Source organism: Cellulomonas sp. NPDC057328, assembly GCF_042667215.1.
GTDB lineage: Bacteria > Actinomycetota > Actinomycetes > Actinomycetales > Cellulomonadaceae > Cellulomonas.
The window spans coordinates 21,387-32,245 of the sequence record NZ_JBHUZW010000038.1; the positions used below are offsets into that span (position 1 = coordinate 21,387).

13 protein-coding genes are annotated in these 10,859 nt (G+C 74.0%); all 13 read right to left on the reverse strand.

All coding sequences use genetic code 11. The features are described 5' to 3' along the window. Positions 1–78: 78 nt before the first annotated feature. Positions 79–975: a F0F1 ATP synthase subunit gamma gene (locus ACFUMH_RS09095; RefSeq protein ID WP_378203671.1), complete on the reverse strand. Its 897-nt coding sequence runs from the start codon at positions 973–975 to the stop codon at positions 79–81. A gap of 2 nt (positions 976–977) precedes the next feature. Then, complete coding sequence (atpA, locus tag ACFUMH_RS09100) at positions 978–2,606, reverse strand: F0F1 ATP synthase subunit alpha (protein ID WP_378203673.1); 1,629 nt, start codon at positions 2,604–2,606, stop codon at positions 978–980. Positions 2,607–2,675: 69 nt separating this feature from the next. Further along, the gene (locus ACFUMH_RS09105; RefSeq protein ID WP_378203676.1) at positions 2,676–3,488 is read right to left on the reverse strand and encodes a F0F1 ATP synthase subunit delta; all 813 of its coding nucleotides are present in this window, start codon (positions 3,486–3,488) and stop codon (positions 2,676–2,678) included. Beyond that, positions 3,488–4,069: a F0F1 ATP synthase subunit B gene (locus ACFUMH_RS09110; protein ID WP_378203679.1), complete on the reverse strand. Its 582-nt coding sequence runs from the start codon at positions 4,067–4,069 to the stop codon at positions 3,488–3,490. The genes ACFUMH_RS09105 and ACFUMH_RS09110 overlap by 1 nt, the downstream gene beginning before the upstream one ends. Further along, positions 4,066–4,296 (reverse strand): ATP synthase F0 subunit C, encoded by a 231-nt coding sequence (gene atpE / locus ACFUMH_RS09115; protein ID WP_089803054.1) that lies wholly within the window; start codon positions 4,294–4,296, stop codon positions 4,066–4,068. Before atpE ends, ACFUMH_RS09110 begins: the two co-directional genes overlap by 4 nt. 103 nt (positions 4,297–4,399) lie before the next feature. Next, positions 4,400–5,185 carry a F0F1 ATP synthase subunit A gene (atpB, locus tag ACFUMH_RS09120; protein ID WP_378203682.1) on the reverse strand — a complete coding sequence of 262 codons (786 nt, stop codon included), beginning with the start codon at positions 5,183–5,185 and terminating at the stop codon, positions 4,400–4,402. Positions 5,186–5,357: 172 nt separating this feature from the next. After that, complete coding sequence (locus ACFUMH_RS09125) at positions 5,358–5,867, reverse strand: hypothetical protein (RefSeq protein ID WP_378203684.1); 510 nt, start codon at positions 5,865–5,867, stop codon at positions 5,358–5,360. Beyond that, positions 5,864–6,976: a glycosyltransferase family 4 protein gene (locus ACFUMH_RS09130; protein WP_378203687.1), complete on the reverse strand. Its 1,113-nt coding sequence runs from the start codon at positions 6,974–6,976 to the stop codon at positions 5,864–5,866. Before ACFUMH_RS09130 ends, ACFUMH_RS09125 begins: the two co-directional genes overlap by 4 nt. Next, positions 6,973–7,770: an L-threonylcarbamoyladenylate synthase gene (locus ACFUMH_RS09135; protein ID WP_378203690.1), complete on the reverse strand. Its 798-nt coding sequence runs from the start codon at positions 7,768–7,770 to the stop codon at positions 6,973–6,975. The genes ACFUMH_RS09130 and ACFUMH_RS09135 overlap by 4 nt, the downstream gene beginning before the upstream one ends. Further along, the gene (gene prmC, locus ACFUMH_RS09140; RefSeq protein WP_378203693.1) at positions 7,767–8,687 is read right to left on the reverse strand and encodes a peptide chain release factor N(5)-glutamine methyltransferase; all 921 of its coding nucleotides are present in this window, start codon (positions 8,685–8,687) and stop codon (positions 7,767–7,769) included. Before prmC ends, ACFUMH_RS09135 begins: the two co-directional genes overlap by 4 nt. Beyond that, positions 8,684–9,775 carry a peptide chain release factor 1 gene (gene prfA, locus ACFUMH_RS09145; protein WP_378203695.1) on the reverse strand — a complete coding sequence of 364 codons (1,092 nt, stop codon included), beginning with the start codon at positions 9,773–9,775 and terminating at the stop codon, positions 8,684–8,686. Before prfA ends, prmC begins: the two co-directional genes overlap by 4 nt. A gap of 123 nt (positions 9,776–9,898) precedes the next feature. Then, positions 9,899–10,114, reverse strand: a complete 216-nt coding sequence (gene rpmE / locus ACFUMH_RS09150; protein ID WP_378203697.1) for a 50S ribosomal protein L31 — start codon at positions 10,112–10,114, stop codon at positions 9,899–9,901. 133 nt (positions 10,115–10,247) lie between these two features. Beyond that, on the reverse strand, positions 10,248–10,724 hold the full coding sequence (locus ACFUMH_RS09155) for a type II toxin-antitoxin system PemK/MazF family toxin (protein ID WP_378203700.1): 477 nt from the start codon (positions 10,722–10,724) through the stop codon (positions 10,248–10,250). Positions 10,725–10,859 lie beyond the last annotated feature (135 nt).

Consider the following 10,859-nt stretch of genomic DNA (forward strand, 5'->3'; position numbering starts at 1 on the left):
TCTGCCTCGCTTCGCTCGTCCGGACGGGTCCGTCGCCCGGATGGAATCGGTGTGCGGTCGGGTGGGGTCGGCGGTCGCTCAGGCCGACGCGAGCGCGTCGGCGCCGGAGACGATCTCGCTGATCTCCTGCGTGATCTCGCCCTGACGCGCCTGGTTGGCCAGTCGCGTGTAGGTGCGGATGAGGTCCTCGGCGTTGTCCGTCGCGGTGTGCATCGCGCGCTGGCGCGCCGCGAGCTCGGACGCCGCCGCCTGGAGGAGGTTCGCGTAGATGCGGGTGCGGACGTACCGCGGCAGCAGCGCGTCCAGCACCTCCTCCGGGCTGGGCTCGAACTCGTAGAGCGGCAGCGCGTCGTGGTCACCGGCGGGCGCGACGCCCTCGACGACCTCGAGCGGCAGCATCCGGACGACGGTCGGACGCTGCGTGACCATGTTGACGAACCGCGTGAAGACGAGGTGCACCTCGCCCACGCCGCCGTCCGCCGGCTCCGCCTGGAACGCGTCCAGCAGCGTGTCCGCGATCTCGTCGGCGACCTCGGGCGTCGGCGCGTCCGAGAAGCCCGACCACTGCCCCGCCAGCTCGCGCTGGCGGAACGTGTAGTAGGCCACCGCCCGACGGCCCGAGACGTACAGGGCGACCTGCTTGCCCTCCCCCTCGAGCCGCTGGATCAGCCGCTCCGTCTCACGGATGACGCTCGCCGAGTAGGCGCCCGCCATGCCGCGGTCCGACGCGATCAGCAGCACCGCGACGCGCTTGGTGTCCTCGCGCTGGACGAGGAACGGGTGCGACACGTCCGAGTGGGTGGCGACCGCCGACACCGCGCGCGTGATCGCACGCGAGTACGGCGTCGCCATGGCCACCCGGTCGCGCGCCTTGCCGATGCGCGAGGCCGCGATGAGCTCCTGGGCGCGGAACATCTTCTTGAGCGACTGGGTGCTCCGGATCCGCGCCTTGTAGACCCGCTGCGTACCGGCCACGCTCAGCCTCGCTTCTGGCGGACGATCTGCTCCTGCTCGACGTCCACGTCCGCGTCGTCCTCCGCCTCGCCGACCAGCGGCGAGCCGTCGGCGGTCAGGAAGCCGAGCCGGAACTCGTCGATCGCGGCCGACAGGGCGTCGACCGTCGCGTCGTCGAGCTTGCCCGTCGACGCGATCGTCGTCAGGACGTCCGAGTTGCGGCGCAGGTGCTCGAGCATCTCGGCCTCGAACCGGCGCACGTCCTGCACCGGCACGTCGTCGAGCTTGCCCTTGGTGCCGGCCCAGATCGACGCCACCTGGTCCTCGACCGGGAACGGCTGGTACTGGCCCTGCTTGAGCAGCTCCATGAGGCGGGCACCACGCGTGAGCTGGGCACGCGAGGCCGCGTCGAGGTCGGACGCGAACATCGCGAACGCCTCGAGCGAGCGGTACTGCGCGAGGTCGAGCTTCAGCGTGCCGGAGACCGACTTCATCGCCTTGACCTGCGCGGCACCGCCGACGCGGGACACCGAGATGCCGACGTCGACCGCGGGGCGCTGGTCGGCGTTGAACAGGTCGGACTGCAGGAAGATCTGCCCGTCGGTGATCGAGATGACGTTCGTCGGGATGTACGCCGAGACGTCGTTCGCCTTCGTCTCGATGAACGGCAGACCCGTCATCGAGCCGCCGCCGAGCTCGTCCGAGAGCTTGGCGCAGCGCTCGAGCAGACGGGAGTGCAGGTAGAAGACGTCACCGGGGTACGCCTCGCGGCCCGGCGGGCGGCGCAGCAGCAGCGACACGGCGCGGTACGCCTCGGCCTGCTTCGACAGGTCGTCGAAGACGATGAGGACGTGCTTGCCGCCGTACATCCAGTGCTGGCCGATGGCCGAGCCGGTGTAGGGGGCCAGGTACTTGAAGCCGGCCGGGTCGGACGCCGGTGCCGCGACGATGGTCGTGTACTCGAGCGCGCCGGCCTCCTCGAGGGCGCTGCGCACCGAGGCGATCGTCGAGCCCTTCTGGCCGATCGCGACGTAGATGCAGCGCACCTGCTTGGTCGGGTCGCCCGACTCCCAGTTGGCCTTCTGGTTGATGATCGTGTCGATCGCGATCGCCGTCTTGCCGGTCTGACGGTCGCCGATGACCAGCTGACGCTGGCCGCGACCGATCGGGATCATCGAGTCGATGGCCTTGATGCCGGTCTGCAGCGGCTCGTGGACCGACTTGCGGGCCATGACGCCGGGCGCCTGGAGCTCGAGGGCGCGGCGGCCCTCGGTCTCGATGGCACCGAGGCCGTCGATCGGCGCACCCAGCGGGTCGACGACGCGGCCGAGGTAGCCGTCGCCGACGGCGACCGACAGGACCTCACCCGTGCGGCGGACCTCCTGGCCCTCCTCGATGCCCGTGAACTCACCGAGCACGACGACGCCGATCTCGCGCACGTCGAGGTTGAGCGCCAGGCCGAGCGTGCCGTCCTCGAACTTCAGCAGCTCGTTGGCCATCGCACCGGGCAGGCCCTCGACGCGGGCGATGCCGTCGGCGGCGAACGACACGCGCCCGACCTCCTCGGTCGCGGCACCCGTCGGCTCGTACGACTTCACGAAGCTGTCCAGCGCGGCGCGGATGTCCTCCGGCCGGATCGTCAGCTCTGCCATGACGTTCTCCTCATCTGACGCACGCGGCGGGCGTGCGGTGTGTCGTGGGCCGGTGCTCCGGCGTGGGTGTCAGCCGGCCAGCTGCCGGCGGGCGTCGGCGAGTCGGGCGAGGACGGTCGCGTCGATGACGTCGGGTCCCGCCTGCACGCGCAGGCCGCCGACGACGTGCGGGTCGACGACGACGTTGAGCTGGACCGCGCGGCCCAGGGCACGTCCCACGAGGTCGGTCAGCCGCTCGCGCTGCCCCACGGACAGCGGCGCGGCGGTCACGACGGTGGCCACCTGCCGGTTGCGCATCTCGGCGACGAGGTCGCCGACGTGCTGCAGCGTGACGACGAACTGCCGTCCGCGCGGCGCCACGGCCGCACGACGGACGATCGTGCGCGTCACCGGGGTGCCGCCGCCGCCGAGCACGCCCTCGGCCAGCTGACCCCGCGCCTGCGCGGGGTAGGCCGGGTCGAGCAGGCTCCGGCGCAGGTCGCGCTGACCCGCGAGGGCCCGCACGACCGTGAACAGCTCCTCCTCGACCGTGCCGAGGACGCCCTCCGCCTCCGCGGAGTGCAGCACCGCGAGGAACGCGAGCCGCTCCACGGCCTCGGTGAGGTCCTCGTCGGCCGACCAGCGCGAGCGCACGAGCGCCTGGACGATCTCCACCGTCCGGGCGTCCGCGCTGCCGAGCAGCCGGCCGGCGAGGGCCGACCGCGCGTCCGCGTCGTTCGACGGGTCCGCCAGGGTGCGCCGCAGCGACCCCGACGCGTCGAGGGCGTCGACGAGGGCGAACAGCTCCTCGCCGAGGGTGCGGGCCTGCGTGCCGGCGGCCCGCAGGACCGGCGCGAACCGGTCCTCGGCCGCCTGCAGCGCGGCCCTGCTGGTCCCGCGCATCAGCTCCCCTTGCCTGCGCTCGTGGCCGTGCTCGCCTCGAGGTCGTCGAGGAACCGGTCGACGACGCGCGAGCGGCGCGCCTCGTCCTCGAGCGACTCGCCGACGATCTTCGACGCGAGCTGCGTCGCGAGCTCGCCGACGTCGGCACGCAGCGAGACCGCGGCCTGCTGGCGCTCGGCGTCGATCTGGCGCTGCGCGTTCTCGAGGATGCGCGCGGCCTCCTCCTGCGCCTGCGTGCGGGCCTCGGCCTTGATCTGGCCGCCCTCGGCACGCGCCTCCTCGCGGATGCGCGCCGCCTCGGCGCGGGCGTCGGCCAGCAGCTGCTGGTTCTCCGCCAGCGCGGCGGCCGCCTCGGCCTGCGCGGTCTCCGCCTGGGCGATGCCGCCCTCGATGCGACGGGTGCGCTCGTCCAGCACGGCCTGGAACTTCGGCAGGACGTACCGGTAGAACGGCACCGCGATGCCCACGAGCACGACGATCGACCACAGGATGTCGTACCCGGCGGGGATCAGCAGCTGGATCCCGGCCGGGGCCTCTCCCTCGGCGGCCGTGACGACGGCCGCGAACGCGGCCGTGCTCACGTGAAGAGGAAGCCGGTGATGAGGCCGAGGAGGCCGAGGACCTCGACGAAGCCGATACCGATGAACATGGTGGTGCGGAGCTGGCCGGCGACCTCGGGCTGGCGCGCGATGCCCTCGACGGTCTTGCCGATGAGGATGCCCAGACCGATACCCGGGCCGAGCACCGCGAGGCCGTAGCCGACGGTCGCGATGTTCCCGGAGACGGCGTCGGCGGCGGCGAGGATCATGCTGGTGTCTGCCACGGTGGCTCGTTCCTTCCGTTGGGTCCCCGGCCGGTCGGCCGGGGGCTCGTGGGACCGCCGGGCGCGAGCCCGGCGGTGGTCGGTGGTGTCAGTGCTCGTCCGCGATGGACAGGCTGATGTAGACGGCGGTGAGGACCACGAAGATGTACGCCTGGAGCGCGGCGACGAAGACCTCGAACAGCGTGATGGCGAACCCGCCGAGCAGGCTGGGGACCGCGAAGACGGTCATGCCCGACATCGAGCGGACGAAGAAGTCCGTGGCGGAGAAGCAGAGCACCAGCATCAGGTGCCCGGCGACCATGTTCGCCATGAGTCGCAGCGCCAGCGTGGCCGGCCGCAGGATGAAGACCGTGAGGAACTCGACCGGCGCCAGCAGCACGTAGAGCGGCTTCGGCACGCCCGGGGGGAACAGGCTCGTCTTGAGGAACCCGCCCAGCCCGTGGTGGCGGATGCCGGCGCCGAGGTACATGACGTACACCCACAGCGCGAGCATGACCGGCAGGCCGATGAGCGACGTCCCCGCGATGTTCAGGAAGGGGATGATGCCGGTGATGTTGAACGCGAGGATCGCGAAGAAGATCGTCGTCAGGAGGGCGACGTACTTGTGCGCCTTCTCCTTGCCGATGATGTCCTCGGCCACGTTGACGCGCACGAAGTCCAGCAGGAGCTCCGCGACGTTCTGACCGCGGCTCGGCACGAGCTTCGCGCGGCGCGCGGCCACGACCATGAGGACCACGAGCACGACCGCCGCGATGATGCGGACGAGCTGCATGCGGTTGAACTCCGCGAACGTCCCCTCGAAGAGGAACGGGTGCGGGAAGAAGTCCGCGATGGTGGGGGCGTGGAAGCCGCCCTCTTCCGCGGCGAGCGGCACGGTCGTCGCGATGCTGGACAGAGCGGTCTCCTGTGGTCGTGATGCACGGTGCCGCCTCGTCGCGGGCACACCGGTGACACCTGGCCGTCGTGGATGGAGTGAAGCCTAACCCATCACCCGGGCGGTCCAGGACGCCCTTCCAGGGGCCGGTCGCACCCGCCCGGGTGACCGTTCAGCGGCTTGCGGCGCCGGGTTCGACGTAGGGCACGCGGCCGCCGTTGACGGCCCGCAGGTCGAGCAGCGCGGAGCCGATGACGCCGAGCGCGAGGACGCCCGCGAGCACGCCGCGGGAGTAGAAGTCGAGGTCGCGCACGAGCGCGAGCACCACGATCACGACGAGCACCTTCGCGAGCCACGTGCCCATCACCACGGCCGCCATCGTGTTCGGCGACGCGTCGAGCGTGCGCAGCATCGCGACGACCGTCGTGCCGGAGAACACGAGCGCCAGGCCGACGGCGATGAGCGCGCCCCACACGCCGGGCAGCCCGGCGACGAGGGCGCCGACGCCCACGCCGACGACGGCGAGCACGCCGAGCAGCACGAGCGTGTCGCGCAGCGCACGGCGGAAGACCGCGCGGGCGGCGTCCTGCGTCCGGCCGGCGGGCTGGTCGGCGGGCTGGTGGGCGGGCTGGTCGGTAGGACGGTCGGCCGGCTCGACGGGTCCGGTCGGGTCGGTCGTCACGGGGATGCCTCCACGGGGGTCGGGGTGCGCCCGCGCAGCGGGCCGAGGGTGAGCAGGGTGGCGACGACGACGCCGACGCCCGTCGCGACGACCACGGTCGTCGTCGACCAGACCGCCAGCGCCGCGACGCCGAACGCCAGCACGGCGGTCCACACGTACATGATCGCCACGGCCCGGCGGTGGGAGTGCCCCAGCGCGAGCAGGCGGTGGTGCAGGTGCAGGCGGTCGGGGTGGAACGGGCTCTTGCCCTGCACGAGTCGGCGCAGGATGGCGAGCGACATGTCGAGCAGCGGCAGCACGAGGACCGCCAGCGGCAGCACGATGGGCACGAACGCGGGGAACGAGACGCGGTCCGACACGGCGAGCGGGTCGATCTGGCCGGTCACGACGATCGCCGCCGCGGCCATCACGAAGCCCAGCAGCATCGAGCCGGAGTCGCCCATGAAGATGCGGGCGGGGTAGGCGTTGTGCGGCAGGAAGCCCACGCAGATGCCGACGAGCACCGCCAGCACGAGCGTCGCGAGGCTCGAGTAGTCGCCCTGGCTGGTGCCGCGCGTCAGCAGGTACGCGTAGAGGAAGAACGCCGCTCCCCCGATGGCCAGCACGCCCGCCGCCAGGCCGTCGAGCCCGTCGACGAAGTTCACGGCGTTCATCGCGACGACGACCGACACGACCGTCACGAACACCCAAGTGCGGGGCGAGCCCACGAGCACGCCGGCGATCGGCAGCTGGTACAGCAGCACGCCCTGCCAGGCGAGGAACCCCGCGGCGAGCACCTGCCCCATGAGCTTGGTCAGCCAGTCGAGGTCCCAGATGTCGTCGGCGACGCCGAGCGCGCACACGAGCGCCGCCCCGCCGACGATGCCGATGATGGGCCGCGGGTTGTCGAACAGGCCGGACAGGAACGGCAGCCGGCTGGCCATGAGGAACGCGACCAGCAGCCCGCCGAACATCGCCATGCCGCCGAGCCGGGGCGTCGGGATGGCGTGCACGTCGCGGTCGCGGACGGCCGTGATGGCGCCCCACCGCAGGGCGCACCACCGGGCCAGCGGCGTCAGCAGGTACGTGACGACCGCCGCGATCAGCAGGACGAGCGAGTACACCCTCACCGGGCCGGGGCCTCCGGGGTGTCGGCGGGGCCGCCGTCCTGCGGCTCGGTGCCGGGGCCTGCGGCGTCGGGGTCGGCGTCCGGGCGGGCCGCGTCGGCCGCGGGGGCGTCGTTGGTGGCGGGGGCGTCGTCGGCGGCGGGCGGCGGCGCGGGGGCCATGACCGGCGCCACCGCGGCCAGCGCCGCGAGGTCGATCGCGCCCAGGCGCACGACCCGCAGGACGTCGCCCGTCGCGTCGACGATGGTCGACGCGACGCCGCCGGGCGCCTCGCCGCCGTCGAGGAACACCGGGACGTGGGCACCGAGCTGGCGGTACGCCTCCTGCGCCGTGGTGGCGGCGGGACGTCCCGTGCGGTTGGCGCTGGAGACGGCCAGCGGGCCGGTGCGGCGCAGCAGCGCGAGGGCCACGCGGTGGTCCGGCACGCGCAGGGCGACGGTGCCGTGCGTCTCGCCGAGGTCCCACGCGAGGGACGGCTGCGCGCGGACGATGACCGTCAGGCCGCCGGGCCAGAAGGCGTCCGCGAGGGCGCGCACGCCGTCGGGCACGTCGGTCGCGAGGCCGTCGAGCGTGCGGACGTCGGGGATCAGCACCGGCGGGGGCATCTGCCGCCCGCGTCCCTTCGCGTCGAGCAGGGCCTGCACGGCCCGGGGGTCGAACGCGTCGGCGCCGATGCCGTAGACGGTGTCGGTGGGCAGGACCACGAGCTGCCCGCGGCCGACCGCGTGCACGGCCTCGTCGAGCGCGGGCCCCCACGTGCCCGGGTCGGTGGCGTCCTTGATCCGGATGAGGCTCACGCGGGCGAGTCTCCCACGCCCGCCGCCGCGACTCGCCGGGCCACGAGCGTGCGCGGCCGGCCCGTCAGGTCGGGTGCCGTGCCGACGTCCGTGAACGCCCCCGTGGCGCTCGCGACGTCCCGCGCGGGGGCGTCCTGGACCTCGGCGTGCTCCATGACGAGCAGGCCGCCGGGGGCGAGGAGGCGCGCCGCCGCGGCGACGACGGCACGCGGCACGTCGAGCCCGTCGGCGCCGCCGCCGTACAGCGCGAGGTCCGGGTCGTGGTCGCGGACCTCGGGGTCGGTCGGGACGGCGTCCGGCGGGATGTAGGGCGGGTTGGAGACCACGACGTCGACCGTGCCCGCGAGGTCGGCCAGCAGGTCCGGGTCACGCACGTCGGCGCGCTCCACGCGGACGTCCGTGGCGCCGACCGCGGCGGCGTTGCGCCGCGTCAGGTCGACGGCCTCGGGCGAGAGGTCGACCGCGACGACGCGCGCGCCCGGCACCTCGGTCGCCACCGACAGCGCGATGGCGCCCGTGCCGGTGCACAGGTCGACGACGACGGGCGTCCGCCCCGCCGCCAGCAGGCGCCGGGCCTCGTCGACCGCCGGCTGCGCGACCGTCTCCGTCTCGGGCCGCGGCACGAACACGCCCGGCTCGACCCGCAGGGTCAGGTGCCGGAACGCCGTGCGGCCGGTGATGTGCTGCAGCGGCTCGCGCGCGCGCCGGCGCTCGACCAGGCCGGCGTACGTCGTCGCGAAGCCGTCGGGCAGCGCGGGCGGCAGCACGAGGTCGACGCGCGGCAGGCCGAGGGCGTGCGCCGCGAGCTCGGTCGCGTCGTGCCGGGGCGACCCGACGCCGGCCTCGGCCAGCACGCGCGTCGCCCCCTCGACGTACGCGCGCAGCGTCACGGGCGCCGTCGGCGCGTCGCCGCTCACGCGCCCGCCGCCGCGAGCCGCACCGCCTCGTCCGCCTCGACGGCCGACGCGACGACCGGCCCGAGGTCGCCGTCGAGCACCTGGTCGAGGTTGTACGCCTTGTAGCCGGTGCGGTGGTCCGCGATGCGGTTCTCCGGGTAGTTGTACGTGCGGATCCGCTCGGAGCGGTCGACCGTGCGCACCTGCGACCGGCGGGCCTCGCTCGCGGCGGCCGCCGCCTCCTCCTGGCGCGCCGCCAGCAGCCGGGCGCGCAGCACGCGCATGGCCTGCTCGCGGTTCTGCAGCTGCGACTTCTCGTTCTGCATCGAGACGACGATGCCCGTCGGCAGGTGCGTGATCCGCACCGCCGAGTCGGTGGTGTTGACCGACTGCCCGCCCGGCCCGGACGACCGGTAGACGTCGATGCGCAGGTCGTTCGCGTCGATCGCGACGTCACCCTCGTCGTCGGCCTCGGGGAAGACCATGACGCCGGCGGCGGACGTGTGGATGCGGCCCTGCGACTCCGTGACGGGCACGCGCTGCACGCGGTGCACGCCGCCCTCGTACTTCAGGTGCGCCCACACGCCGTCCTCGGGCGCGCCCGCGGACCGGGCCTTCACGGCCACCTGCACGTCCTTGTACCCGCCGAGGTCCGACTCCGTGGCCTCGAGCACCTGCACGGCCCAGCCCTGGCGCTCGGCGTACCGCGTGTACATGCGCAGCAGGTCGCCCGCGAACAGGGCCGACTCCTCGCCGCCCTCCCCCGCCTTGATCTCGAGGATCACGTCGCGGCCGTCGTCGGGGTCGCGCGGGACGAGCACGCGGCGCAGGCGCTCGGTCGCCTCGTCGGCGGCGGCGCGCAGGGCGGGCAGCTCGGCGGCGAAGGACGGGTCCTCGGCGGCCAGCTCGGTCGCCGCGCCCGCGTCGTCCGTCGCCGCGCGCCACGCCCGGTACGCCTGCACGACCGGCCCCAGCTCGGCGTACCGGCGCCCGAGCCGGCGCGCCCGGCCGGCGTCGGCGTGCACCGACGGGTCGGCGAGCTGCGTCTCGATGTCCGCGTGCTCCGCGAGCAGCGGGGCGAGGGCCGGCGGGGTGCCGTCGGGGGTCACGGGTGGCGGGTCTCCTGCTGGGTCGGTGCGACGGGCCGGAACGACACAGCGCCGGTGCGCGGGCGGCGGACACGACCATGGAGGGCCGTCGTCCGCGCCGCGCACCGGCGCTGGGCGGAAGAGCTACTTGCCGGACTTCTTGCCGTAGCGGGCCTCGAAGCGGGCCACGCGGCCACCGGTGTCGAGGATCTTCTGCTTGCCCGTGTAGAACGGGTGGCAGGCGCTGCAGACGTCGGCGTGGATCTTGCCGTCGGTGACGGTCGACTTCGTGGTGAACGTGGCGCCGCAGGTGCAGGTGACCTCGGTGAGCACGTACTCCGGGTGGATGCCAGACTTCACGGTTATCTCCTAGCGGGGGGATGTCTCCGGGTCCGGACGCGCCGTTCGCGCCGGTGAACCGCAGACCAGCGGACCATTGTGCCAGAACGCAGCGGCGCCTCGAAAACTTCCCGGCTGGTCCGACGGGACGGGGTCAGGGCGTCGCGCTCGCGCGGGCGTCGTCGTACCACGACACCAGTGCGTCCCCCGCGTCGCCCGCACGCCGGCGGAACGCGCGTCGCGGCAGCGTGCGCGGACGCAGGTCGAGCCAGCTGTCACGTGACAGCCCCGGGACGCCGCCGGGGACGCGGACGTGGTCCCTGCGGCTGCCCTTGTCCTGCGACGTGAACCGCGCGACCGCGACCCGTCGGCCGGCGCGGCGCAGGACGAGCACCGGACGGTCCTTGCCGCCCCCGCCGTCCTCGAACGGCACCCACGCGAACCAGATCTCGCCGGGTCGCGGCCGCCGACCCCGGCGCCCGCGCCCGCGCCCGCGCCCGCGCCCGCGCAGGACCGCAGCAGCGACGAGCAGCACGACGACGAGCGCGGCCACCACCACCGGCGCGGGGACGGACGACGGGTCGCCGAGCCAGGACGACACGGTGACGGACGGCGAGGACGGCGCGAGCACGGGCCGACCCTAGGGCTCCGCCGTGCCCGTCCGGCGCGGTCGCGGGCGTCCCACCCGATCGGTCGCCCGGACCGACCGCCACGGACGACGACGACGGAGCCCGACGACGCCCGGGACGACGACGGCCCCGCACCC

Excerpts from the sequence above, each read along its gene's own strand:
- ACFUMH_RS09105 (WP_378203676.1), bottom strand. The coding sequence starts at position 3,488 with ATGCGCGGGACCAGCAGGGCCGCGCTGCAGGCGGCCGAGGACCGGTTC.
- atpE (WP_089803054.1), bottom strand. The coding sequence starts at position 4,296 with ATGATCCTCGCCGCCGCCGACGCCGTCTCCGGGAACATCGCGACCGTC.
- atpA (WP_378203673.1), bottom strand. The coding sequence starts at position 2,606 with ATGGCAGAGCTGACGATCCGGCCGGAGGACATCCGCGCCGCGCTGGAC.